The organism is Schumannella sp. 10F1B-5-1 (assembly GCF_006517535.1).
Classification (GTDB): Bacteria; Actinomycetota; Actinomycetes; order Actinomycetales; family Microbacteriaceae; genus Schumannella.
The window spans coordinates 257,235-282,630 of record NZ_VHQH01000001.1 but is presented as its reverse complement, the minus strand read 5'-3'; the positions used below and the strand labels follow the sequence as shown (position 1 = coordinate 282,630).

20 protein-coding genes are annotated in these 25,396 nt (G+C 72.3%); 11 read left to right on the top strand and 9 right to left on the bottom strand.

What is annotated here, in order from left to right; all coding sequences use genetic code 11:
* Positions 1-66 precede the first annotated feature (66 nt).
* Entirely contained in the window at positions 67-1,407 is a 1,341-nt protein-coding gene (locus FJ658_RS01350; protein ID WP_141143574.1) for a glutamate-1-semialdehyde 2,1-aminomutase, read from the top strand.
* A gap of 142 nt (positions 1,408-1,549) precedes the next feature.
* On the opposite strand, the gene FJ658_RS01345 is transcribed toward FJ658_RS01350, so the two are convergent.
* The 4 genes from FJ658_RS01345 to FJ658_RS01330 form a co-directional block, all read right to left on the bottom strand.
* Positions 1,550-3,769 carry a cellulase family glycosylhydrolase gene (locus FJ658_RS01345; RefSeq protein WP_141143573.1) on the bottom strand — a complete coding sequence of 740 codons (2,220 nt, stop codon included), beginning with the start codon at positions 3,767-3,769 and terminating at the stop codon, positions 1,550-1,552.
* Between the two features lie 364 nt (positions 3,770-4,133).
* On the bottom strand, positions 4,134-4,526 hold the full coding sequence (locus tag FJ658_RS01340) for a DUF1304 domain-containing protein (RefSeq protein WP_141143648.1): 393 nt from the start codon (positions 4,524-4,526) through the stop codon (positions 4,134-4,136).
* 5 nt (positions 4,527-4,531) lie between these two features.
* Positions 4,532-5,584, bottom strand: coding sequence for an MDR family oxidoreductase (locus FJ658_RS01335; RefSeq protein ID WP_141143572.1), 1,053 nt, complete (start codon positions 5,582-5,584; stop codon positions 4,532-4,534).
* Positions 5,585-5,663: 79 nt separating this feature from the next.
* Positions 5,664-6,689 carry a 6-phosphofructokinase gene (locus tag FJ658_RS01330; protein ID WP_141143571.1) on the bottom strand — a complete coding sequence of 342 codons (1,026 nt, stop codon included), beginning with the start codon at positions 6,687-6,689 and terminating at the stop codon, positions 5,664-5,666.
* A 300-nt stretch (positions 6,690-6,989) separates the two neighbouring features.
* Between FJ658_RS01330 and FJ658_RS01325 the strand changes: the two genes are divergently transcribed.
* A complete protein-coding gene (locus FJ658_RS01325) occupies positions 6,990-7,979 on the top strand; it encodes a DNA-3-methyladenine glycosylase (protein ID WP_255447488.1) in 990 nt (329 codons plus the stop codon).
* A gap of 264 nt (positions 7,980-8,243) precedes the next feature.
* On the opposite strand, the gene FJ658_RS01320 is transcribed toward FJ658_RS01325, so the two are convergent.
* Entirely contained in the window at positions 8,244-8,810 is a 567-nt protein-coding gene (locus FJ658_RS01320; protein ID WP_219995682.1) for an alpha/beta hydrolase, read from the bottom strand.
* A gap of 159 nt (positions 8,811-8,969) precedes the next feature.
* Between FJ658_RS01320 and FJ658_RS01315 the strand changes: the two genes are divergently transcribed.
* From FJ658_RS01315 to FJ658_RS01290, 6 genes are all read left to right on the top strand, one after another.
* Entirely contained in the window at positions 8,970-9,518 is a 549-nt protein-coding gene (locus tag FJ658_RS01315; RefSeq protein ID WP_255447487.1) for an acyl-CoA thioesterase, read from the top strand.
* A 317-nt stretch (positions 9,519-9,835) separates the two neighbouring features.
* Entirely contained in the window at positions 9,836-10,672 is an 837-nt protein-coding gene (locus tag FJ658_RS01310) for an amino acid ABC transporter substrate-binding protein (protein WP_141143569.1), read from the top strand.
* A gap of 72 nt (positions 10,673-10,744) precedes the next feature.
* Positions 10,745-11,407 carry an amino acid ABC transporter permease gene (locus FJ658_RS01305; RefSeq protein WP_141143568.1) on the top strand — a complete coding sequence of 221 codons (663 nt, stop codon included), beginning with the start codon at positions 10,745-10,747 and terminating at the stop codon, positions 11,405-11,407.
* On the top strand, positions 11,391-12,197 hold the full coding sequence (locus FJ658_RS01300) for an amino acid ABC transporter ATP-binding protein (RefSeq protein WP_141143567.1): 807 nt from the start codon (positions 11,391-11,393) through the stop codon (positions 12,195-12,197). Before FJ658_RS01305 ends, FJ658_RS01300 begins: the two co-directional genes overlap by 17 nt.
* A 103-nt stretch (positions 12,198-12,300) precedes the next feature.
* Positions 12,301-13,641, top strand: a complete 1,341-nt coding sequence (locus FJ658_RS01295; RefSeq protein ID WP_255447486.1) for an MFS transporter — start codon at positions 12,301-12,303, stop codon at positions 13,639-13,641.
* 104 nt (positions 13,642-13,745) lie between these two features.
* Positions 13,746-17,549, top strand: coding sequence for a bifunctional proline dehydrogenase/L-glutamate gamma-semialdehyde dehydrogenase (locus tag FJ658_RS01290; protein ID WP_141143565.1), 3,804 nt, complete (start codon positions 13,746-13,748; stop codon positions 17,547-17,549).
* A 28-nt stretch (positions 17,550-17,577) separates the two neighbouring features.
* Here FJ658_RS01290 and FJ658_RS01285 read toward each other — a convergent pair whose 3' ends face one another.
* From FJ658_RS01285 to FJ658_RS01275, 3 genes are all read right to left on the bottom strand, one after another.
* A complete protein-coding gene (locus FJ658_RS01285) occupies positions 17,578-17,934 on the bottom strand; it encodes a GntR family transcriptional regulator (protein ID WP_141143564.1) in 357 nt (118 codons plus the stop codon).
* Positions 17,934-18,908: a hypothetical protein gene (locus FJ658_RS01280; RefSeq protein WP_141143563.1), complete on the bottom strand. Its 975-nt coding sequence runs from the start codon at positions 18,906-18,908 to the stop codon at positions 17,934-17,936. Before FJ658_RS01280 ends, FJ658_RS01285 begins: the two co-directional genes overlap by 1 nt.
* A gap of 453 nt (positions 18,909-19,361) precedes the next feature.
* A complete protein-coding gene (locus tag FJ658_RS01275; RefSeq protein ID WP_255447485.1) occupies positions 19,362-20,822 on the bottom strand; it encodes a helix-turn-helix transcriptional regulator in 1,461 nt (486 codons plus the stop codon).
* A gap of 169 nt (positions 20,823-20,991) precedes the next feature.
* Here FJ658_RS01275 and aceA point away from each other — a divergent pair, with 169 nt between their 5' ends.
* The 3 genes from aceA (at position 20,992) to FJ658_RS01260 (ending at position 24,687) form a co-directional block, all read left to right on the top strand.
* The gene (aceA, locus tag FJ658_RS01270) at positions 20,992-22,329 is read left to right on the top strand and encodes an isocitrate lyase (protein ID WP_141143561.1); all 1,338 of its coding nucleotides are present in this window, start codon (positions 20,992-20,994) and stop codon (positions 22,327-22,329) included.
* 82 nt (positions 22,330-22,411) lie between these two features.
* A complete protein-coding gene (aceB, locus tag FJ658_RS01265; protein ID WP_219995681.1) occupies positions 22,412-24,130 on the top strand; it encodes a malate synthase A in 1,719 nt (572 codons plus the stop codon).
* Positions 24,130-24,687 (top strand): nucleoside monophosphate kinase, encoded by a 558-nt coding sequence (locus tag FJ658_RS01260; RefSeq protein WP_255447501.1) that lies wholly within the window; start codon positions 24,130-24,132, stop codon positions 24,685-24,687. The genes aceB and FJ658_RS01260 overlap by 1 nt, the downstream gene beginning before the upstream one ends.
* A 39-nt stretch (positions 24,688-24,726) precedes the next feature.
* Here FJ658_RS01260 and FJ658_RS01255 read toward each other — a convergent pair whose 3' ends face one another.
* Complete coding sequence (locus tag FJ658_RS01255) at positions 24,727-25,380, bottom strand: hypothetical protein (protein WP_141143559.1); 654 nt, start codon at positions 25,378-25,380, stop codon at positions 24,727-24,729.
* Positions 25,381-25,396 lie beyond the last annotated feature (16 nt).

The following is a 25,396-nucleotide window of genomic DNA, read 5'->3' as shown; positions in this document are numbered from 1 at the left end:
CTCGCCGCGGGCGATGCCTCGCGCGATGCCCGGCGATGCCGCGGCACGGATCGGAAGGAACCCGTCATGGGCGACAACAGCCAGCAGTTCTCCCGCGCGAAGGGCGTCATCCCGGGCGGGGTGAACTCGCCCGTGCGCGCGTTCCGCTCGGTCGGCGGAACGCCGCGCTTCCTCGTCGGAGCGCGGGGCCCGTACGTGACCGACGTCGAGGGGCGCGAGTACGTCGACCTGGTGTGCTCCTGGGGCCCGGCGCTGCTCGGTCACGCCCATCCGAGCGTCGTCAAGGCGGTTCAGGATGCGGCCACCCGCGGTCTCTCGTTCGGCGCCTCGACCCCGGCCGAGACCGAGCTGGCCGAGCTGGTGCGCGAGCGCACCACGATCGACGGCACGCGGCTGTTCGACCGCATCCGCATGGTCTCGACCGGCACCGAGGCGACCATGACCGCGATCCGCCTCGCCCGCGGGGCGACCGGCCGCGACGTCATCGTCAAGTTCGCCGGGCACTACCACGGGCATTCCGACGGGCTGCTGGCCGATGCCGGCTCCGGTGTCGCGACGCTCGGACTGCCCGGCTCGGCCGGCGTGCCCGCCGAGGTCGCCGGGCTCACGCTCGTGCTGCCCTACAACGACCTGGATGCGGTGCGCGCGGCATTCCTCGCGCATCCGGGTCGCATCGCCGGTGTGATCACCGAGGCCGCCGGAGCGAACGCGGGTGTGCTCGCGCCCGAGCGCGGCTTCAACCGCGCCCTCGCCGCTCTCGCTGGCGAGAACGGCGCCCTCATCATCGTGGATGAGGTGCTCACCGGATTCCGCGTCGGACCGGCCGGCTGGTGGGGCCTCGAGGCCTCGCGCGTCGTGCCCGACGGCGCCGGCTGGACGCCCGACCTCGTGACCTTCGGCAAGGTCATCGGCGGCGGCATGCCGCTCGCCGCGGTCGCCGGCCGCGCCGAGGTGATGGATCTGCTCGCGCCCCTCGGCCCCGTCTACCAGGCCGGCACGCTGAGCGGGAACCCGGTCGCGGTCGCCGCGGGCATCGCGACGCTGCGCGCGGCGGATGCGGCGGTCTACGAGCGCGTGGATGCGGCCGCCGACACGGTCGCCTCGGCGCTCACCGCCGAATTGTCGGCCGCCGGGGTGTCGCACGTGCTCTCGCGCGCGGGCAGCCTGTTCTCGGTCGCCTTCCGCGACGCGCCCGTGCGCGACTACGACGACGCCCGCGCCCAGGAGGGCTGGCGCTACGGCCCGTTCTTCTCGTCGATGCTCGAGCAGGGCGTCAACCTGCCGCCGAGCGTGTTCGAGGCCTGGTTCCTGTCGGCCGCGCACGACTCCGCGGCGCTCGACCGCATCCTGTCGGCCCTGCCGGCCGCCGCGCGCGCGGCGGCCGCGGCGGAGGCGCCGCAGGGCTGAGCGGAGCGGGGCGCGATCAGTGCCGTCGCCGTGGACCGTCGTCGAGCGAACCGGGAGGGGGAGTCGCACTACGCTGAGCGGGCTGCTCGAGGGACTCGACGCTCACTGTGTCCAGTCCCGAGGCTTCCGCGCCGTGCGGATATCAGCTGTGGACGAAATCGAGGCCGGTCCACCCGTATCCGACCGTCCGACGGCCGTTCCAGCCGCCCTTGCCGTTCGACTGGTACATGATCAGTTCGCCGGAGGCAGATCGCGCAAGTAGATCGATGGCGCCATCGTGGTCGAGATCGCCCGGCGCCGTGAGCGCGGTGAAACCCTGCCACCCGACACCGACGCGAACCGGAGTGCCAGTGATCCATCCTCCTCGGCCGTCACCGGAATAGAGAACGAGGTCTCCCCCCGAGGTGCGTGCAAGGAGGTCGGGGAAACCGTCGCCATCGAAGTCTCCCGCGGCGAAGACCGAGGTGAAGATCTGCCAGCCGGACCCGATCGTGCGTGCAGATCCCCATCCGCCTCTGCCGTCTCCGGGGTACAGCACGAGTTTGCCGTCACTGCGACGAGCCAGGACGTCAGCGAGGTCGTCACCGTTCCAATCCCCGGCGGCGATGATCGACGTCATGCCGTTCCACCCGGACCCGACCACCCTCGGCGTCTTCCACCCCGACTTGCCGTCTCCGGGGTACAGCCAGAGCGATCCCCGACCGTCGCGCGCCAGAACATCGGTGAAGCCGTCGCCATCGAAGTCGGACGTCATGGTCAGAGCCGACATCCCGCCCCACCCGGATCCGACTTGGCGAGGCGCACGCCATCCGGCTCGGCCGTCGCCGGCGTAGAGCACGAGAGCTCCGCCCGGGTTGCGCACGAGCACATCAGGTGTGCCGTCGCCGGAGAAGTCTGAGCGTGCGGCCGGCACGGAGGAACTCAGATGATCTCTGAATGCCGTACCCGACGGGGCCTTGGCGGTGAAGGTGTTGGTATCGGTGATCAGAGCGTAGTTCGCGTTCTCGGGCGACTCCGACGAGCTCACCGACCACCAGGCCCAGGGTGCATAGCCAACGCCGGCCGCGTCGGCCCAGTCGAGGAAGCTGTCGAGGAAGGCGCTGCCGCCGTCGCTCTGGCCGAACTCGGTCGCGATCACCGGAACACTCGCCGCCACCGGCTTGACCTCGCTGTTCCAGCAGGTCGTCGAGCTGCAGCGCTGCTGGGGGTAGTTGTGCCACGAAGCGACCAGCTGGTCGTCGCTCGGGCGGTTGGTCAGCCAGCCGCGCAGGTCGTTCGCATAGTCGAGTCCGCCGAGCAGGATGGGCTGCGACGCTCCGGCCGCGCGCACCGCCGACACCAGGGTCGCCATTCCCGTCACCGCATAGGTGCCTCCCGATGTCGCGGCACCGTCGGCCTCGACGGGCGCCTGGCATCCGCCGTTCTTCCAGCAGTCCCAGGTCAGAGCGAAGCCGTCGCGGGAGTACGGCTCATTGAAGAGATCGAACATGACCGAGCTGTTGCCTTTGTAGGCGGCGGCGACCTGCGACCAGAACGTCGTCGACTGGCCGTCGGGCATCGCGCGCTGACCATCGGACGCGGCTCCTGCCGGCCCGCTCCAGTGCAGATCGAGGATGACGACGAGTCCCGCCGCGTTCAGCGCGCCCACGAAGGCCGCGACCGCCGATCGATACCCCGAGGCCGAGCCGAAGGCAGGCTGCCCGTCGACGCCCAGCCAGCAGTCCTGATTCAGGGGCAGTCGGACTGCGGTGATGCCCCAGCTCGTCATGGCAGAGGCCGCCGCGCTGGTCGCGCCCGCCGCCGAGTAGCCCCACCCCTGCTGGCAGGCGTACTCGAAGCTCGGCCAGTTGACCGCCTTCGCGGACCATGCTGCACCGGTGCGCGCATCCTGGAGCTTATTGCCGACCACGACTGGGGTCGGTGCCCCGCTGATCGTGTTGCCGGGATAGCGGCCGAAGTTCTGCGTGTAGTAGAGGGTGCCGTTCGCCGACTCGGCGATCCCGATCCCGATGTCGGTGTAGTCGCCGACGATGTTCTTGTAGTGGCCTGGCGAGTTCTTCCACGCCGTCGTCACCTCGGTGTAGCGGTAGCCGTAGGCGACGTTCTCGGCGGCGCCTCGCCAGCCCGAGGGGATCTGCTTCGAGTAGTTCGGGTTATGGCTCATCGCGCCGTTGGCCGCCTGCTGCTTCGACCAGTTCTCGGCGACCGTGTTGATGGCCGTGTTGAGGATGAGGGGCGAGAGGCCGACGCTGCGGCGGATCTCGTTGGTGTCGCGCAGGATCGTCTGGATGATCTGCGTCTTCGACGCGGGAAGCGCGGCGTGCGCCGGTGGTGCTGCGAGCAGACTCGCGGCGACCGACATCGCGACCGCAATGGCGGTGACGGCGACGACGGTGAGGCGCCTCGGCGCTCGGCCTGTTGCGATGTCCTGCGACGATGAGCGTTCAACGATCACGTTCACGCGTGTTCCCCCCGGTTGACGAGCGCAACAGGCGTCCCGACCTGTCGGATCCCCCGATCCGCCGCACGTCGTGTCCGACAGTATCGATCCGGGTTATCCCTGGTCGTCCCCCCGTTCGGGGTATTCGGAGGTTTCGGGCGTGTCGACCTGCGTTCGCGACCGCTTCGGGTCTATAAGCGCCCGTTCGGGCCCGGACGCGTGGGGTTCGGGGACCGCGTCGGGTGCGGCTGGCGCGGCTCGGCGTCGAACTGTCGCTCTGCGGCGTTCAGCCGAGGATCGCGACGAGCAGCAGCACGACCGCGATCAGCGGGGCGATGCCCTGGATGGCCGCGGACCGGGCCAGCTTCGGGTTCGAGGTGATCAGCACGACGGCCGCGAGCACCATGCTCGAGAGCGACGCGATCAGCACGCCGAATCCGGCCTGCGCGACCGAGGTCGAGGCGAGCAGCACGAGCCCGACGCCCACACCGATCGCGAGGAAGAGGTTATAGAAGCCCTGGTTGAAGGCCATCGGCTTGACCGTGTCGGCCTCCTGCTGCGAGCGCAGGCCGAACAGCCGCCACGTCTTCTCGCCCGACCAGGCGACGCTCTCGAGGAAGAAGATGTAGACGTGGATGAGCGCCGCGAGCACGGCGAAGATCGACCCGGCGATGAGCATCCCGGTCACGCGTCCGTGTCGTTCGCAGCGGCGGCGGCGGTCGTCACGGGGGTCTCGGCGGTGGCTGCGGCGTCGGAGCCGGCGTCGGGGTTCACGGCCACCACGGTACGCCCGCGGGTGCGCCCGGCGAGGATGGCCGCGCCCGCATCCACGACGTCGTCGAGCGCGATCTCGGTCGTCGCCCGATCGAGCAGGTCGGGGTCGAGGTCGCGAGCCAGCCGCTCCCACACGCGGGCGCGCTCGACCGCTCCCGCCTCGACCGAGTTGATGCCGAGCAGAGCGACCCCGCGCAGGATGAACGGATGCACGCTCGTGTGCAGCTCGGCGCTCTGCACGAGGCCGTAGGCGGCGACCGCGCCGCCGTGCCGCGTCTGCGCGAGCAGGTTGTGCAGCGTCGCACCGCCGGCGCCGTCGATCGCCCCGGCCCAGCGTTCTGCCTGCAGGGGCTTGCCGGCCTCGGCGAACTCGGCCCGGTCGACGAAGTCCGCGGCGCCGAGCTCGCGCAGCCAGTCCTGCGCGTCGGGGCTGCCGGTGACGGCGACGACCTCGCGTCCGGCCGCCGCGAGCAGGGCGACCGCGATCGAGCCGGCGCCGCCGCTCGCGCCGGTCACGGCGATGGGGCCGTCGGGGATGCCGTGGTCCTCGAGCGCGAGCACGGCCTGCGCGGCGGTGAAGCCGGCGGTGCCGATCGCGGCGGCGCGGCGGGCGCCGAGCTCCTCGGGTACCGGCACGGCGAGCGCGCCGTCGAAGCGAGCGCGCTCCGCGTAGCCGCCGTTGCGGGTCTCGCCGAGGCCCGCGCCGGTCAGCACGATCTCGGTGCCGGGCGCGAGCCGCGCATCCACCGACTCGACGACTCGGCCGACGACGTCGATACCGGGCACGAGCGGCGAGACACGCACGACGCCCGGATTGCCGGCGAGCGCCAGCCCGTCCTTGAAGTTGAGGCTCGACCAGAGCACATCGACGAGGGTGTCGCCCTCGCCCAGCTCGTCATCGTTCAGCTCGACGAAGCGGGGTCCGTCGCCGCCGCCCTTGGTCACCTGGATCGCGCGCACCATGCGCCCGACCCTACGCGCGCCGAGCGTGCGCCGAGCGCGCGGCGGGCGGGTGACGGGCGTGCGCCGGCTGCGGGCAGGCTCAGCCGAAGAGCACCGCGGCCTCGTCGTACCGCGACTGCGGCACCGTCTTCAGGCGGCCCAGGGCGTCTTCGAACGGCACGTGCACGATCTGGGTGCCGCGGAGCGCGACCATGCGTCCCCAGCGCTGCTCGAGCACCGCATCCACCGCCGCCATGCCGTAGCGGGTGGCGAGCACGCGGTCGTAGGCCGAGGGCGTGCCGCCGCGCTGGATGTGACCCAGTGTCGTCGCGCGGGTCTCGATGCCGGTGCGCGCCTCGATCTCGGGCGCGAGCATGTCGCCGATACCGCCGAGGCGGGGGCGGCCGAAGGCGTCGAGTCCGCGCTCGGAGTGCGCGTCGTCCATGGTGTCGAGCTTGAAGCCCTCGGCGACGACGATCAGCGGAGCACGGCCGCGGTCGGCGGCGGCGCGCACCCAGTCGGTGATCTCCTCCATGCTGGTCTTGCGCTCGGGGATGAGGATCGCGTGCGCGCCCGCGGCCATGCCCGAGTGCAGGGCGATCCAGCCGACGTGGCGCCCCATGACCTCGGCGACCATGCAGCGTCCGTGGGAGTCGCCGGTGGTGCGCAGGCGGTCCATCGCCTCGGTCGCGATCTGCACCGCCGTGTCGAAGCCGAAGGTGTAGTCGGTGGCGCTGAGGTCGTTGTCGACCGTCTTGGGAACGCCCACGATCTTGATGCCCGCATCCGTCAGCCGCTTCGCCGCGGCCAGGGTGCCCTCGCCGCCGATGGCGATGAGCGAGTCGATGCCCTGCTCCTCCATCATCGCGGCGATGTTCTCGGGCCCGCCGTCGCCCTCGAAGGGGTTCGTGCGCGAGGTGCCGATGATGGTGCCGCCCTGCTTCGAGATGCCCATCACCTGGGGGCGGCCGAGGGGGACGGTGTCTCCGTCGACGACGCCCTTCCAGCCGTTGCGGAAGCCGACGAACTCGAGGTCGTTCTGGGTGATGCCCTTGAGGACTGCGCCGCGGATGACCGCGTTGAGGCCGGGGCAGTCGCCGCCGCTGGTCAGGATGCCGATGCTCACGCGTACATCCTGCCGTGTCGTGCACATTCGTGCGATTCGTGCGATTCATGCGGGACGAGGTGCACGTGCGGTCGGGACCGTGCGGCGGCGCCCCCAGCCAGGGTGGCCAGAACTGCCCGGGACACGCCGGGTGCGGCGAGCGTTCGTGGCCACCCTCAGGAGGTGCGCGATCGGGGTGGCCAGAACTGCACGGGACACGCCGGGCGAGGCGGGCATTCGTGGCCACCCTCGGGAGGTGCTGGGCGGCGTCGGCGGGCGGGGTTAGGGTCGCCGCGTGAGCGAGTGGATGCGGTGGGCCGCGTGAGCGCCGTCGAGGCGTCGCCCGTGCGCGATGCCGGAGGCCGCGCATCCACGGCCCCTCGCCCGGCCCCGGACCCCGCCCCGCTCTCGACCCGGTACACGCCAGGGCACCGCGTCGACCTGCGCCGCACGCTCGGGACGATCGCCCAGTTCGGCAGCGATCCGACCTCGCGGCGCGAGGGGGAGGCGCACTGGCTCGTGTTCCGCACGCCGGCCGGCACGGCGACGCTGCGGCTGCGGGCCGACGCCGCGGCGGCGACCGTGCACGCCGACGCCTGGGGTGCGGGAGCGGGCGCCGCGCTCGAGCTGGTTCCGCAGCTGCTTGGCGCCGACGACGACCTCGACGACTTCGAGGCCCACCGGCATCCGCTGATCGCGGAGCTGCACCGGCGCAGCTCGGGCCTGCGGCTCGCGCGCACCGGCCAGGTGCTGGCGGCGCTGCTGCCGGCGATCTTCTTCCAGAAGGTGACGGGCCAGGAGGCGTCGCGATCGTGGCGCACGCTCGTCGCGCGGCACGGCGAGGCCGCACCGGGTCCCGCGCCGCGGGGGATGCACGTGCTGCCGACGGTCGCCGCGTGGCGGCGCATCCCGAGCTGGGAGTGGCACCGCGCGGGCGTCACCCCGCAGCGGCGCGACACCGTGCAGCGCGTGCTGGCGGTGGCCGAGGGGCTCGAGCGCGGGGGAGCGCTGCCGGTCGCGGAGGCCCAGCGTCGGCTGCGCACGGTGCCCGGCGTGGGCGTGTGGACCACCGCCGAGACCGTGCAGCGCAGCCACGGCGCCCCCGACGCGGTGAGCTTCGGCGACTTCCACACCTGCAAGAACGTCGGCTGGGCGCTGACCGGAGCGCGCGTCGACGATGACGGGATGCGCGAGCTGCTCGAGCCCTGGCGCGGACACCGCCAGCGCGTCGTGCGCCTCATCGAGGGCTCGGGCATCGGCTACGAGCGCCGCGGCCCGCGCCTCACGATCCCCGACCACCGCGCGCGCTGACGCCGGTCGGTCGGTCGGCCGCGCCGCACATCGATGCTGCTGCTGGGTCGCCGTTCGTGCGCCGGGTTCCGCAACTCAGCACGGACACCCGAGGATGACCGTCGTGGGTCGTCCCGTGGGATCCGTGCTGAATTGCGTCAACTGCCCGTGTCGCAATTCAGCAGCGATTCCGCGAGGGGACCGTCGCGGGCCGCCGCGCCGCATCCTTGCTGAGTTGCGTCATCGAACCTGCGGTCAACGCGGTGCGGCGAATGGATGCGCGGCTCACCCGTGCAGCGCCGCCAGCACCTCGGGGTGCTCGAGCCAGCCCTCGCGGTCGAGGAAGTGCCCGCCGCCCGGCACCACGAGGGGCTCGACGCCGAGCAGCGCGGCGATGCGCTCGCTGTAGGGCGGCGGCACGATCGCGTCGTCGTCGGAGTGGATCGCGCGCACCGTGCCGGCGACCTGCTGCACGCGCGCCGCGTCCCCGGCCGTGAACGACTCGGCGAGGTACTCGTCGAGCTCGGGGATCGTGTGCAGGCGCTCGCCGAAGCCGGCGACGAGCAGCACGCCGCCGACGTGCGACCCGGCGGGCAGCGCGGCTGCCCAGCGCAGCGCCGTGATCGAGCCGAGGCTGTGCCCGATGACCCAGGTACCCGCATCCGGTTCGCCGATCGCGTCGGCGACCGCGGCATCCCAGCCCGCGCGCGTCGGGTGGTCGGCGTCGGGCAGGGCGACGACCTCGACCCGCCCGCCGCGCTCGGCTGCCTGCGCCGCGAGCCAGGGGAACCAGTGCGCCGCGGGATGCGCCTGGTAGCCGTGGACGATGACGATGCGCGACGGGAAGCTCACCCCGCCGACGCTAGCGGCGCGAGCCCGCTGGGTGCCGCCGCGCCAGCGCCACATGACGTGCGATGACCGCCAAGCGCGGCGCGCCCTGAGCGACGCAAGCCTTGGAGGCATCCCACAGCGATCTGGCCGATCCGTGGTGGCGGGGATACCGTCGCCGACGTGAATCTGTGGTTCCGACTGCTGCGTCTGCGGCTCACGATGAAGCGCCGCTCGCGGCTGACCCCGTTCGATGTGGGGCGCATCCGGATGCGCGTCTGGCCCCGCGACCTCGATCAGCTCGGGCACATGAACAACGGCGTGTACCTGACGATCATGGACCTCGGCCGCTACGACCTGAACCTGCGCTCGGGCGTCTGGCCGGCGCTGATGAAGGCGGGCATCTTCCCGGTCGTCGGCGCGCAGACGATCACCTACCGCCGCTCGCTGCAGCCCTGGCAGCGCTTCGACCTCGAGACGAAGCTCATCGGCTTCGACGACCGCAGCGTCTACTGCGAGCAGCGCTTCGTGGTCGGCGGCGAGATCTGCGCGCAGGCGGTCGTGCGGGCCCGCTTCATCAAGCGCGTCGGCGGCACGGTGAGCATGGACGAACTCGGCGCGGTTCTGAACGTGGATGTGTCGGGTCGCCCCGCACCGGAGTGGGCGATCCGCTGGGCCGACGACACGGCCCTGCCGTCGAACCGCCGCCCGGCGCCGAGCACCTGGGCCTGATCGGCCCGCTGCGCTGACGCAATTCAGCACGGAACACCGAGCGTGACCCGCGTGGGTCGCGGCGGACGATCCGTGCTGAATTGCGTCACCCGCCCGCCGTCACCCGCCCGCCGTCACCCGCCCGCCGTCATCCGCCCGCCGTCATCCGACCCCTTCACGCGGCGTCATGCGGGGAATGCCCGGGCAGGCGCGCCGGTTACCCTCCCGAGGTCGGCCACAGCATCCCGGCCGCAGCACGCGCCATCAGGCGCGTCGCGCGCACCGCACACCGCGGCGCACCTCACCGCTCCACCCCGTCATCACCGGAAAGCAGTCCCATGCGCACCCGCATCCGCGTCCGTCACGTCCTCGTCGCCGCCACGGCGGCCGCCGCCCTGCTGCTCGCGGGGTGCTCGACCTCGGGCACCGGCTCGAGCTCGGCCGGCGACCCGAGCGCCGAGCCGAAGGCGGGCCGCAGCCTCGCCCAGGTTCAGGATGCGGGTGAGCTGGTCGTCGCGACCGAGGGCACCTATCGTCCCTTCAGCTACCACGCCGACGGCTCGGGCGACCTGACCGGCTACGACGTCGAGGTCATCACGGCCGTGGCGCAGAAGCTGGGCGTGAAGGTGAAGTTCCAGGAGACGCAGTGGGATGCGATCTTCGCGGGCCTCGACGCGGGCCGCTTCGACGTGATCGCGAACCAGGTGTCGATCAACGCCGAGCGCGAGAAGAAGTACGAGTTCAGCACCCCCTACTCGGTGTCGCCCGGCGCCGTGATCGTGCGCGACGACAGCGACATCACGAGCCTTGCTGACCTGAAGGGCAAGACCACGGCGCAGTCGCTCACGAGCAACTGGTACGAGGTCGCGCAGAAGGCCGGCGCGAACGTCGAGCAGGTCGAGGGCTGGGCCCAGGCCATCGAGCTGCTGAAGCAGCAGCGCGTGGATGCGACGGTCAACGACAAGCTGACCTTCCTCGATGCGAAGAAGAACGGCGAGACCGACGGACTGAAGATCGCCGCCGACACCGACGACGTGTCGAAGAGCGCGGTCGCGCTGCGCCAGGGCAGCGACACCCTCACCGAGGCGATCGACACGGCTCTCGCGGAGTTGAAGGCCGACGGCACGCTGGCCAAGCTGGGCGAGAAGTACTTCGGCGAGGACATCTCCGGCTGACCCGGCTGGATCGGCTGACCCGCCCGCACCACCTCCGCATCCGCACCGCCCGCCGACCCGAAGGGAGCATCCATGGACTGGGATCTGGTCATCAGCTCCCTCGGCCCGCTCTGGGGCGGTGCGCTGCTCGGCACGATCCCGCTGTCGCTGGCGTCGTTCGCGGTCGGCCTGGTGCTGGCGCTGCTGCTCGCGCTGGCGCGCATGTCGAGCATCGTGCCGCTGTCGCTCGCGGCGCGCTTCGTGATCTCGGTCGTGCGCGGCACGCCGATGCTGGTGCAGCTGTTCGTCGTGTTCTTCGGGCTGCCGTCGATCGGCGTGGTGCTGCCGCCGTGGCCGAGCGCGATCATCGCCCTGTCGATCAACGTCGGCGGCTATGCGGCCGAGGTGATCCGCGCGGCGATCCTGTCGGTGCCGGCGGGGCAGTGGGAGGCCGGCTACACGGTCGGGATGTCGCGGGTCACGACCCTGCGCCGCATCATCCTGCCGCAGGCCGCGCGGGTGTCGGTGCCGCCGCTGTCGAACACCTTCATCAGCCTGATCAAGGACACCTCGCTGGCGGCGACGATCCTGGTGACCGAGCTGTTCCGCGAGGCGCAGCGCATCGCCGCCTTCAGCAACGAGTTCCTGCTGATCTACATCGAGGCGGCCGCGATCTACTGGATCATCTGCCTCGTGCTGTCGACCGCGCAGGGCCGCATCGAGAAGAGGCTGGACCGCTATGTCGCTCACGCCTGACGCATCCGGGCCCCTGCTGACCGTCACCGGCCTGCGCAAGAGCTTCGGCGACCTCGAGGTGCTGAAGGGCATCGACCTGACCCTGCCGCGCGGCCGCGTGCTCGTGCTCATCGGGCCGTCGGGCTCGGGCAAGACGACGGTGCTGCGCTCGCTGAACGCGCTCGAGGTCGCGGATGCGGGCGTCGTCGAGCTGGCCGGCGTCGCCGGGGCCGCCCCGGCGCGCATCGACTTCGGCGCCCCTGTCTCGAAGCGCGAGCGGCAGGTGCAACGCGAGACGCTGCGGGATGCCTCGGGCATGGTCTTCCAGCACTACAACCTGTTCCCGCACAAGACGGTGCTGCAGAACGTGATCGAGGGTCCGACCGTCGTGCAGGGCCGCCCGCGCGACGAGGTCGTCGCCGAGGCGGAGGCGCTGCTCGCCCGGGTGGGCCTGGCCGAGAAGCGGGATGCGTATCCCTTCGAGCTCTCGGGCGGCCAGCAGCAGCGCGTGGGCATCGTGCGCGCGCTCGCGCTGCGGCCGCGGCTGCTGCTGTTCGACGAGCCGACGAGTGCGCTCGATCCGGAGATCGTGGGCGACGTGCTGGCGATCATGAAGGAGCTCGCCGACGAGGGCTGGACCATGGTCGTCGTCACCCACGAGCTCGGCTTCGCGCGCGAGGTGGCCGACGAGGTGCTGTTCCTCGACGGCGGGGTGATCGTCGAGCGCGGGGCGCCGGGCGAGCTGCTGCGCGCCCCGAGGCAGCCGCGCACGCGGGCGTTCCTCGACCGCCTGCTGCGTCCGCTCGACTGAGCGCCGCATCCCGCCCCAGCCGCGTTTCCGGTCCGTCTCGCCGACCTGAGGGCCAGCCGAGTGAGCCGGCGGGCGGTGGATGCGCGGGAATAGCGTCGAGCGAGTGACCGAGCAGAACACGGACCACTCCGCCCCCGACTCCGCCGCGGCAGCGGCGCCCACCGACGCCCAGCGGCACGGCCCTCGGCAGGTGATCGCGGCCAGCGTCGGCAACGCGGTCGAGTGGTACGACTGGTACACCTACTCGTTCCTGGCGGTGTTCTTCTCCGACCAGATCTTCCCGGGCGACGACCCGGTCGCGAAGCTGCTGGGCAGCTTCATCGTGTTCGCGGCGTCGTTCCTGCTGCGCCCGATCGGCGGGCTCGTGATCGGCGCGATCGCCGACCGCGTGGGCCGCCGCAACACGCTCACCGTGACGATCCTGCTGATCGGACTCGGCAGTCTGATCGTCGGGCTGACGCCCTCGTTCGAGCAGGCCGGCATCCTGGCGCCGATCGTGCTGATCATCGGCCGCGTGATCTCGGGCCTGTCGATCGGCGGCGAGTTCGCGGCCAACACGACCTTCCTGGTCGAGTCGGCGCCGATCGGGCGCCGCGGGCTGTTCTCGTCGTTCCAGTACGTGTCGACCACGATCGGCCAGCTGATCGCCTCGGGCCTGGCTGCGGTGCTCGTCGCCACGCTCGGCGAGGGCGGCATGAACGACGGCGGATGGCGCATCCCGTTCATCTTCGGCGCGGTGCTGAGCCTCGTCGGCCTGCTGATCCGTCGCGGCGCCTTCGAGACGGCGGCGGTCGCGTCGGCCGACGAGCAGGGTGCTGCGAGCCGCCGCCCGCGCCTGTTCGAGGCGCTCGTGCGCTTCCCGAAGCAGTCGCTGCTCATCGTCGGCATCACGATCGCCGGAACCATCGGCTACTACACCTGGACCACCTACCTGCCGACCTACGCCGAGCAGAACGGCGGCGTGGATGCGGGCCAGGCGCTCGCCGTATCGACGATCGGGCTGTTCGTGTTCGCCGCGCTGCAGCCGGTGGCCGGCATCCTGAGCGACAAAGTCGGCCGCAAGCCGCTGCTGATCGGCTTCGCCGCGATCCTGGCGATCGGCATCGTGCCCGCGCTGGCGTTCCTGCGCAGCGGGCCGAGCTTCGGCGGGATGCTCGTGGTCGTGCTGATCGGCATGGTCGTGCTCTCGGGCTTCACCGCGATCAGCGCGGCCGTCAACGCCGAGCTGTTCCCGGCGCGGGTGCGCGCCGCGGGCGTCGGCTTCCCCTACTCGGTCGCGGTGGCGCTGTTCGGCGGCACGGCGCCGGCGATCGGCACGGCGTTCCAGCAGGCGGGTCTCGACAGCGCCTTCGGCTGGTACGTCGCGGGTCTGGCTGTGATCTCGCTCGTGGTCTACGTCTTCCTGCCCGAGACGGCGCATAAGAAGCTCGACCTCGGGCGGTGAGCGAGGCGGTCGCAAGCGACGCGGATGCGGGCGGCGCGTACGCCGGCGAGGCGGCGGTGCCCGGTTCCGGGCCCCACGCAGGCGGCGGAGATACGCTGAAACCCATGTCGAGTCCCGCCCCCCAGGGAGTCGCCCCTGATCCGGCGAACCCGACTCTGCCGTCCGCCGACGAGGTCGTCGACCTGGTGCACCGCTGGCTCGACGCGAGCCGCGAGGTCGCGACCGATCGCCGGTCCGACGCCCACGCCGCCCGCCTCGCCGGTCTGCTGAAGGATCCGCAGGGGCTCGACTTCACGCTCGGCTTCGTCGACCGCGTCGTGCGGCCCGAAGACCTGCGCGTCGCGGGGCGCGAGCTCGAGACGCTGTCGCACGGCATCCCGGCGTTCCTGCCCTGGCATCTGCGCGCCGCGATCTCGATCGGCGGGGCGTTCGCCCCCGTGCTGCCGTGGCCGATCATCCCGATCGCCCGCCGCGTGCTGCGCGGCATGGTCAGCCACCTCGTGATCGACGCGACGCCGAAGTCGCTCGACAAGGTCATCGGGCAGCTGCGCACCGACGGCACCCGCCTCAACATCAACCTGCTCGGCGAGGCCGTGCTCGGCGAGACCGAGGCGGATGCGCGGCTCACCGGCACGATCGACCTCCTCGGCCGCGACGACGTCGACTACGTGTCGGTCAAGGTGTCGGCGGTCGCCAGCCAGCTGTCGATGTGGGGCTTCGACGAGACCGTCGACCGGGTGGTGCACCGGCTCACGCCGCTCTACGGCGCGGCGGTGCGCAGCGCATCCCCGAAGTTCATCAACCTCGACATGGAGGAGTACCGCGACCTCGACCTGACGATCGCGGTGTTCACCCGGCTGCTCGAGCAGCCCGGCATGAAGCACTACGAGGCCGGCATCGTGCTGCAGGCCTACCTGCCAGACTCGCTCGCGGCGCTGCAGCAGCTGAGCGCCTGGGCGCGGGCCCGTGTCGCCGATGGCGGCGCCCCGATCAAGGTGCGCGTCGTCAAGGGCGCGAACCTGGCCATGGAGCACGTGGATGCGCGCCTGCACGGCTGGCCGCTCGCGACCTGGGGCTCGAAGCAGCACACCGACACGCACTACAAGCGCATGCTCACCTGGGCGATGACGCCCGAGCGCACGGCCGCCGTGAAGCTCGGCATCGCGGGGCACAACCTCTTCGACGTCGCGTTCGCGCACCTGCTGGCGTCGCGTCGGGGTGTGGCTGACCGCGTGGACTTCGAGATGCTGCTCGGCATGGCCACGGCCCAGGCGCAGGCCGTGCGCGCCGACGTCGGCGATCTGCTGCTCTACACGCCGGTCGTCGACCCCGCCCAGTTCGACTCGGCCATCAGCTACCTGGTGCGCCGGCTCGAGGAGAACGCCTCGCCCGAGAACTTCATGTCGTCGGTGTTCGACCTGGCCGACTCGGAGGACGCGTTCGCGGTCGAGGAGGAGCGGTTCCGCTCGGCGCTCGCCGCACTGCATCGCACCGTGGATGCGGTGCCCGAGCCGGCGAGGACACAGGACCGCCAGCATCCGATCATCCCGACCACGCCCTCCGCCTTCGTGAACGAGCCCGATACCGACCCGGCGCTCGCCGCGAACCGCGCCTGGGGCCGGGCCGTGCTGAGCCGCGCACGCGAGTCGCGGCTGGGGGTCGACACCATCGCGGCGGCCGCCGTGACCGGCTCGCAGCAGCTCGAGGAGCTGCTCGCCGCATCCCGAGCCGCCGGCCGCGCCTGGGGCCGCGTGCCCGTCGCCGACCGCGCCGCGCAGCTCGACCGCATCGGCGAGGTGCTCGTCGCGATGCGCGGGCGCCTGGTCGAGGTCATGGTCAGCGAGACCGGCAAGACGATCGCCGAGGCTGACGTCGAGGTGAGCGAGGCGATCGACTTCGCCCGCTGGTACGCGGCCCGCGCCCGCGAGCTCGACTCGATCGACGGTGCCCGGCACGTGCCCGACACGGTCACGCTGGCCGCGCCGCCGTGGAACTTCCCGGTCGCGATCCCGTGCGGCTCGGTGCTGGCGCCGCTCGCCGCGGGCAGCGCCGTGGTCTTCAAGCCCGCCCCGCAGGCCCGCCGCTGCGGCGCCGTGCTCGCCGAGGCGCTGTGGGAGGCCGGCGTTCCGCGCGATCTGGTCGCGCTCGTCGACCTCGACGAGGAGCGCTTCGGCCGCTCGCTCGTGGCCGCGCCCGAGATCGACCGCGTCATCCTGACCGGCTCGATCGAGACGGCCGAGCTGTTCCGCTCGTGGCGACCCGCGCTGCCGATCGTCGCCGAGACGAGCGGCAAGAACGCGATCGTCGTCACGCCGTCGGCCGACCTCGACCTCGCCGTCAACGACCTCGTCAAGAGCGCCTTCGGGCACGCCGGGCAGAAGTGCTCGGCCGCGTCGCTCGGCATCCTGGTCGGCTCGGTCGCGACGTCGCCGCGCTTCCTGCGCCAGCTCGAGGATGCGGTGCGCAGCCTCGTCGTCGGCCCCGGCACCGACGCGTCGACCGCGGTCGGCCCCGTGATCGAGCCCGTCTCGGGCAAGCTCGAGCGCGCCCTCACGACGCTCGCGCCGGGGGAGACCTGGCTGGTCGAGCCTCGCCGCCTCGACGAGGACGGCCGACTCTGGTCGCCCGGCGTGCGGAAGGGCGTGCAGCCCGGGAGCGAGTTCCACACCACCGAGTACTTCGGGCCCGTGCTCGGCCTCATGGCCGCGCCGTCGCTCGACGAGGCGATCGCCTGGCAGAACGCGACCGACTACGGACTGACCGCCGGCATCCACTCGCTCGATGCGCGCGAGGTCGAGCAGTGGCTCGACGAGGTGCAGGCCGGCAACCTCTACGTCAACCGCGGCATCACCGGCGCGGTCGTGCGGCGCCAGCCCTTCGGCGGCTGGAAGCGCTCGCGCGTCGGCACGGGCGCGAAGGCGGGCGGGCCGAACATGCTGCTCGGGCTCGGTTCGTGGGTCGCCGATGGCGGTGCCGCGGGCGTGGATGCGGCGGGCGCCGGTGCGGGAGCGGATGCGGCCGCTGGCGCCGGTGCCGCCGACTCGGCGGAGGCGACGGCGGGTCGCCGCGAGAAGGGCGCGATGACGATGATCGTCGAGGGCCGGATCGCCGCGGCGGGCGCGCCCGCGCAGCGGGTGGGCGACGAGGCCGCCGACGAGACCGCTGTGCCCACGCCCGCGCGCGGAGAGCAGCTGGCGACCCCGATCGGCGAGCCCGTGCCCGCGCCGACGGCGGCGCGCGGCGCCGGCGTCGACGACTCGCTCTCGCTCGCGGGCCTCGACGAGCGCGTGCGCGCCGTGATCGAGGGCGCGCAGCCGGCGCTCGACTACGACAGCTTCGCGTTCGTGCGCCGGTCCGCGCTGAGCGACCAGGCCGCCTGGGATGCCGAGTTCGGCGGAGCCCGCGACTCGGCCCGTCTCGGCGTCGAGCGCAACGTGCTGCGCTACCGCCCGACGCCCGTCGTCATCCGCCTCGCCGAGGGCGGCTCGCTCGCCGAGGCCGTGCGCGTGATCGCGGCCGGCGCCCGGGCCCGGTCGCGGCTCGTGCTGAGCTCGGCGGCACCGCTGCCGAGCGGACTCCGCCCGCTGATCGCGGGCGAGTTCCCGATGCTGCGGGTCGACCAGGTCGTGACCGAGACGGACGCCGCCTTCGCCGCGCGCCTGAACGCCGAGGCCCCGACGGCGCGGGGGATGCGCATCCGCCTGATCGCCCCCACCGGCACCGGAGCCTCGGCGGGTGCCGCCCTCGCGGCCGCGGCCGGCGGATCGCCCGACGTGGCGATCTGGTCGGGCCCCGTGACGACCGCGGGCCGTCTCGAGCTGTTGCCCTTCCTGCTCGAGCAGGCCGTCTCGATCACGGCGCACCGCTTCGGCACGCCCGACCCCGCGATGGTCGCCCTGCCGCTTTGACCCCCGGTTTTCGCAGGAGAGCGCGGCGTCAGGCGCCGGCGAGGGCCGCGCGCGCCAGCTCGAGCGCACGGGTCGGGTCGCCGCCGAGCGCGCGCACCCGGTCGGCGAAGCCGCGGGCGGCCTGCTCGATCTCGCGGTCGGCGCTGTCGGCCGACCAGGCGACGACGGTGCCGTTGCGTCCGCGGGTCTCGATCGCGCCGCTCGCCTCGAGCTCGCGGTAGCAGCGCGCGACCGTGTTGGGCGCGATGCCGAGGTCTTCGGCGAGACGTCGCACGGTCGGCAGTCGTGACCCGGCGGTGAGCTCGCCCGAGGTGATCTGCTGCATCAGCCGCTGACGCAGCTGCTCGAACGGCGGCACGGGCGACTTCGGGTCGATGCCGAGCATCAGCGCACGCTCCCGTCGGTCGAGGGGGTTCCGGATGCGGTGGTGCGCGCATCCACCCGCTGCGGTGCGGCCCGCCCGGCCTCGACCGCGACGGCCGGCCACAGGCGGCGCAGGAAGTGCGTCTGCGGGCTGCCCTTCGAGTACATGACCGCCATGCAGATGACGAGCGCGACGATCACGGCCAGGAAGAGCCCGGCCATGATGGCCGCGCCGATCGGGTTCGGGCCGTCGGCGCGGCCGCCGGTCACGAACGGCACCGCGGCGCCGAGCAGGGCGAAGGCGCCCATCATCGACGGCGCGATCGTGAGGTCGCGCAGGTCGGCCATGCGCAGCGCGTCGTTCCAGGCGAGCTCGGCGGGCGATCCCGAGGGCTGGGGCGCGGCGACGATCCGCCGGCCGACGACCTCGAAGGCGACGAGGGCGATCGCGGCGACGACGCCGGCGGCGAGGAACGGGATGCTCGGGCCGAGCAGTTCGGGCTGCAGCGCGACGCGGATGCCGGCCGCGAGGGCGCCGACCGCGCCCAGGGCGGCGACGACGCGCACGAAGCCGAGCTCGAACGGGGCGACGTAGTCGTCGAGGCGCACCTCGGTGGTGCGGGCGTAGCGCACGCCGTCGATCGGGGGACGCCGGCGCAGCAGGCTGCCGAGGCCGCTCACGACGCCCACGACGAGCACGAAGACGCCGATCGCCGGCCAGAGCCGCCCGGTGAGCAGGCCCTCGCCGTCGTCGCCCGACGGCGTGAGCAGGGCGACGGGCAGCGCGACGACCGCGCCGACGACGAGGCCGACGCCGATCACCCGGCTGCGGCGGGCGAGGCTCGCCTCGACCGCGCCGGTGAGCTGCGGCGGGATCGCGAGGCCCACGATGCGGGCGAAGCGGTCGGCTCCGCGGGCTCGTCCGCGGGCGGATGCGGGGAAGAAGATGAGCGCGAGCCCGGCGGCGGCGGCCAGGGCGGCGAGGAACCAGATCATGGTCGTTGCTCCTGTTCGAATCGGGGTGAGTCGGGGTGAGTCGAGGCGACTCCGGGGTGGACGCGCGCATTGTCCGTTGTCTGTATCAATGTAATGAGACAAAACTGACTTGACAAGCGATTGTGGCAACACAACCGGATCCGTCGCGGTAACGCATCCACACCACCGGATCCGCATCCCGCACCCCCGCGTTCCGTCCCCCGAAGGGGGTCGTGTCCTCCATAATGCGGACAACGCATACTTGTGCATGGAAGCCGAGGCGGCCCGAGCGCTCCGGAACACCTTCCGACACACGTCGAACGGCCCGCGGAGCGCACGTCCCAGTGCTCCGCGGGCATCCGTGTCTCCAGGCCAGATCAGTGAGTTGCCCACTTCTGCGGCACCCCGAGCGCGACAAGCCGCGGAAGTGGGCAACTCACGAGTTCGCCGGGCGAGCACAGGCTCACGAGCTCCTCACTCCGGCGAGTGCGCCTCCAGGAATCCGTAGACCTCGGTCGTGTCGACGCCCGTGAACGTGCCGGTCGGCATCGCCGCGAGCAGCGAGCTGTTGAGCCGCGCGCTCGGCCACGCCTTCGACGCCCAGCGCGCGGCGAGCGCGGCGGGCGGCTGACGGCAGCACGAGGGGTCGGGGCATCCACTGCTCTTGCGCACCGTGGTGTCGCGCCCGCGGAACCACTTCACGTGCGCGAAGGGCGTGCCGACGCTCACCGAGAACGCCCCGCCCGACCCCGACTGGATGCTCGACGTGCACCAGTAGGTGCCGTTCGGCTTGTCGGTGTACTGGTGGTACGGGCTGAAGCGGTCCTCGACGTCGAACACCTGCCGCGCGCTCCAGAACCGGCACACGTACTGGCCCTCGATCGCGCCGAGCGCATCCGTCGGGAACGCGGCGCCGTCGTTCTCGTAGGCCTTCGAGATCGCGCCCGAGGAATGCACCTTGAGGAAGTGCACGGGGATGCCGAGGTGCCGCGTCGCCAGGTTCGTGAAGCGGTGCGCGGCCGTCTCGTAGCTGGTGGCGAAGGCGTCGCGCAGGTCCTCCACCGAGAGCGAGCGGGCCTCCTTCGCCGCGGTCAGCAACGGCACCGCGCTCGCCTCGGGGATGAGCAGCGCGCCGGCGAGGTAGTTCGTCTCGACCCGCTGCCGCAGCAGCTCGGCGTAGTCGCGCGGCTCGGGCTTGCCGAGCACGTGCGCGGCGAGCGCCTGCAGCAGCGTCGTGCGCGGGTCGGCGCTCGGCCGGGTGCCGAGGTAGATGCGGTGGTTCTCGAGGTCGGTGACGCTGCGGGTCGAGGCCGGCAGGTCGGCGACGTGGTGCAGGGTGAAGCCGAGGTGGGATGCCAGCTCGCCGGCCGTGCGCTGCGACAGCGGCCCGCCGGCGTGACCGACCGCCGACAGCAGCTCGGCCGCGCGCGCCTCGAGCTCGGGGAAGTGATTGCCGAGCTTGCGCTGCTCGGCGCGCAGCTCGGCGTTCGCCCGCCGCGCCTCCTCGGGCGTTGCGGCGCGCTGCTCGTGCACGCGCTGCAGCTCGTCGTGCAGGCCGAGGATCGTCTCGATCGCTCCGTCGCTCAGCGACTTGCGGATCGGCAGCGGCGCGAGGCCGAGCGACCCGAAGAGCGGTCCGCGCTGCGCCCGCTCGAGCGCGATCTCGAGGGCGGCACGGCGGGTCGGCGGCTCGGGGCTGAGCAGCGCATCCAGTGACGAGCCGAGCGCGCGGGCCAGCCGCTGCAGCTCGGCCAGGCGCAGCTCGCGCTTGCCGTTCTCGATGACCGAGAGCTGCGAGGGCGCGCGGTCGATGGCCGCCGCCAGCTGCTCCAGCGTCATGCCGCGCGCGAGGCGCGTGTCGCGGATGCGGCGTCCGATCGTCAGTGAGTCGAGCACCTCTTCATCGTCGAGGCCTGAACTCGTCGTCGAGGTCATGCCGCGACCCTGCCACCGCGCGGTTCTTCTCGCAATCAGAAATCGCATCCTTTTTCTGGCGGTGGATGCGGCGAAGACCGGTTGCGCGGGTCGCAGAGTCGTCTCAGCACCACACCGGTGCCGCAGCACAGCCCACCCGGCGCCGACGCCGGGCAGCAAGGAGACGACGATGACCGAGAACAGCATCCGCCCGGGCGACCAGACCCAGACCGCGGCCGAGCTCGAGACGCACTGGAAGACGGATGCGCGCTGGAGCGGAATCCAGCGCGACTACTCCGCCGAGGACGTCATCGAGCTGCGCGGCCCGGTGCGCGAGCAGCGCACGCTCGCCCAGCGCGGCGCCGAGAAGCTGTGGGAGCAGATCCAGGCCAACGGCACCACTGATTCTTCTGGACGAACCGGCTCGGAGTGGACCTCCGCCCTCGGCGCCCTCACCGGCAACCAGGCCGTGCAGCAGGTGCGCGCCGGGCTCAAGGCCATCTACCTCTCGGGCTGGCAGGTCGCCGCCGACGCCAACCTGAGCGGCCAGACCTACCCCGACCAGAGCCTCTATCCGGCGAACTCGGTTCCGGCCGTCGTGCGCCGCATCAACAACGCGCTGCTGCGCGCGGCCCAGGTCGAGCAGGGCGGAACCGGCCCGGATGCGACCCGTGACTGGATGGCGCCCATCGTCGCCGACGCCGAGGCCGGCTTCGGCGGCCCGCTCAACGCCTACGAGCTCATGCACCAGATGATCGAGGCCGGCGCGGCGGGCGTGCACTGGGAGGACCAGCTCGCCAGCGAGAAGAAGTGCGGGCACATGGGCGGCAAGGTGCTCGTGCCGACCAGCCAGCACATCCGCACCCTCAACGCGGCCCGCCTGGCGGCCGACGTCGCCGGCACCCCGACGATCGTGATCGCCCGCACCGACTCGCTCGCCGCCACGCTGCTGACGAGCGACCACGACGAACGCGACCGCCCGTTCCTCACCGGAACCCGCACCGCCGAGGGCTTCTACGAGGTCGAGAACGGCATCGGCCCGGTGCTCGCCCGCGGCCACGCCTACGCGCCCTACGCCGACCTGCTCTGGGTCGAGTCGGCCGAGCCCGACCTCGAGCTCGCGCGCACCTTCGCCGAGAGCATCCACGCCGAATTCCCCGGCAAGAAGCTCGCCTACAACTGCTCGCCCAGCTTCAACTGGAAGCGCCACCTCGACGACGACACCATCGCGAAGTTCCAGCGCGAGCTGTCGGCGATGGGCTACGCCTTCCAGTTCATCACCCTGGCCGGCTTCCACTCCCTCAACCACGGGATGTTCGAGCTCGCCTCCGGCTACCGCGACCGCCAGATGAGCGCCTACGTGGAGCTGCAGGAGGCCGAGTTCGCCGCCGAGGCTCGCGGCTACACCGCGACCAAGCACCAGCGGGAGGTGGGCACCGGCTACTTCGACCGCGTCTCCACCGCCCTCAACCCCGACTCGGCCACCCTCGCCCTCGTCGGCTCCACCGAGACCGCGCAGTTCCACTGAGCCGCTGACCGCAGCACGCCGCTGACGCCAGCACGCCGGTGAGCCCAACGGCCGCGCATCCATTTATCCGAAGGAGACGATCATGACCACCTCGCGCATGGAGGTGCTCGGGCCGCAGCACGAGCGCTTCGACGAGATCCTGACCCCGGAGGCCCTGGCCTTCCTGACCCTGCTGCACGACGCCTTCGCCGGTCGACGCCACGAGCGCCTGGCCGAGCGGATGCGCACCCGCAGCGACATCGACAACGGCCGCGATCTGCGGTTCCTCGAGTCGACGCGCGCGATCCGCGAGGATCCGACCTGGCGCGTCGCCGGAGCCGGCCCGCGGCTGCACGACCGCCGCGTCGAGATCACCGGACCCACCGACCGCAAGATGACGATCAACGCGCTCAACTCGGGCGCGAAGGTCTGGCTCGCCGACCAGGAGGACGCCACGAGCCCCACCTGGTTCAACGTGATCAACGGCCAGCTCAGCCTGCGCGACGCGATCCGCCGCCAGATCGACTTCACCTCGCCGGAGGGCAAGAGCTATGCGCTGCGCCCCGACGACGAGACGCCCACGATCGTGATGCGTCCGCGCGGCTGGCACCTGGCCGAGAAGCACCTGCGCTACATCGACCGCACCGGGCAGGCGTCGCCCGCATCCGGCTCGCTCGTCGACTTCGGGCTCTACTTCTTCCACAACGCCGCCGAGTTGATCGCGCGGGGTCGCGGGCCGTACTTCTACCTGGCGAAGACCGAGAACCACCTCGAGGCGCGGCTGTGGGATGACGTGTTCACCCTGGCCGAGGGCGAGCTCGGCATCGAGCACGGCACGATCCGCGCGACGGTGCTGATCGAGACGATCACGGCCGCGTTCGAGATGGAGGAGATCCTCTACGAGCTGCGCGACCACTGCGCCGGGCTCAACGCCGGCCGCTGGGACTACATCTTCTCGATCATCAAGAACTTCCGCGGCCGCGGGGCGACGTTCACGCTGCCCGACCGCTCGAAGGTCACGATGACGGTGCCGTTCATGCGCGCCTACACCGAGCTGCTCGTCGCCACCTGCCACCGGCGCGGGGCGCACGCGATCGGCGGCATGAGCGCGTTCATCCCGAACCGACGGGATGCCGAGGCGACGGCGCGCGCGCTCGCGGCGGTCGCGGCCGACAAGAGCCGCGAGGCCGGCGACGGCTTCGACGGCACGTGGGTCGCGCATCCCGACCTCGTGGCCACGGCACAGGCGGAGTTCGACGCCGTGCTCGGGGACCGCCCGAACCAGCTCGACCGGCAGCGCTCGGACGTCACCGTCACCGCCGCCGAGCTCACCGACGTGCGCTCGCTCAGCGAGCCCGTGACCGACGCGGGCGTGGCCGCGAACGTGTCGATCGCGCTGCGCTATCTCGAGTCGTGGCTGCGCGGCGTCGGCGCCGCGGCGATCGACGGGCTCATGGAGGACGCGGCGACGGCCGAGATCAGCCGCTCGCAGCTGTGGCAGTGGGTGCGGCAGGGCATCGTCACGGCCGAGGGCACCCGCATCACGCGGGAGCACGTCAGCGGACTGCTGGATGCGGCGCTGGCGTCGCACCAGAGCGGTGCCGCGGAGGGCTCGCGCTGGGACGAGGCGGCGCAGGTCGTGCGCGAGGTGACGCTCGAGGAGGAGTTCCCGACGTTCCTGACGATCCCGGCCTACACGCAGTTCCTGGTCGAGCCCGAGGCGCGGCAGGTGCGCGGAGCGCGAGGCGGGGCGAGTGCCGCCGCCGCGGGCTCCGAGTCCGACGCCGGACGTCAGCTCGTGGGCAGCGAGGCGGCGGCGTGATGCGCGTGCTGCTGCTCGGCGCCCCCGGCTCGGGCAAGGGCACGCAGGGCCCGCGCCTGGCGCGGCTGCTCGGGGTTCCGCACGTCGCCGTCGGCGACCTGCTGCGCACCGAGGCCGCGTCGGGCTCGGCGCTCGGCGCCCGGCTCGGCGAGGTCATGGCGCGGGGCGAGCTCGTGAGCGACGAGCTGACGACGCCGCTCGTGACGGGCGCGCTGCGCGCATCCCTGTCGGGGTTCGTGCTCGACGGCTATCCGCGCACCCGGGTGCAGGCGGATGCGCTCGACGCCTTCCTGGGGCGCCGGGCGGCTCCGCTCGACGCGGTGCTGCGGTTCCGCATCCCGAGCGAGGTCGTGACCGAGCGACTGCTCGCCCGCGGCCGCGTCGACGATACGTCCGAGACCGTGCGGGCGCGGCTCGCGACCTGGGCTGCCCATGAGGACGCTCTGATCGAGCACTATCGCGGCTTGGTCGTCGAGCTGGATGCGCTCGGCGCGCCCGACGAGGTCTTCGACCGCGCCGCCGACGCCCTGCGCGAGCACGCGACGGTCGCGGCCTGACCGGGTCGGCCGGAGCGGTCGGCGGGGCGGGCGCGACGCCTACGAGACGATCGAGAGGGCGCCGAACGCCCCGACGAGCATGAGGATGCCGAGGAACACCGCGACGCCGGCCCGCAGACCGCGGCGCGGCGTCCACGGGGCGAGCCCGATCACGCCGGCGCCGATCGCGCAGGCGACGACCGTGGCGATCGTCGGGTTGTCGAGCAGGCCGTTCGACGGGGCCGAGGCGCAGCCCAGCACGTCGGGCGTGCATCCCACCGAGAACGCGTGGATGTAGTTGAGGCACCACAGCAGCGACGCCACCAGGATCGACCAGACCAGGTGGCCGTAGCGCAGCGGCGGCGCGGGCGGCACGAAGTCGAGCGCGACGACGTCGACGGCGGAGGTGCCGGCGTCGTGCAGCGTCTCGTCGCGCAGGGCGTCGTCGAGCGTCGCGGTCGTGGATGCGCGGCGCGTGCCTGCGACGGCAGCGCCGATCTCGGCGCCCGCGAGGAACGCGAGATCGGCCTCGGTGAGCGCGCCGTCGAACACGCTGGTGTCGGTGCGCGCGTCGGCGGGCTCGCCGCCGGCGGTGCTGGTGCTGGTGCTGTCGTTCATGGTGCTGGTGGTGCGGTGCTCCGCGTGATCCCCCCGGATCGCCGCGGTGCGGGTGTCGTGCTGGTCACGACGTGCGCTCGGGCTGGAAGCGTCCATCGGTCGAGTCCCCTCG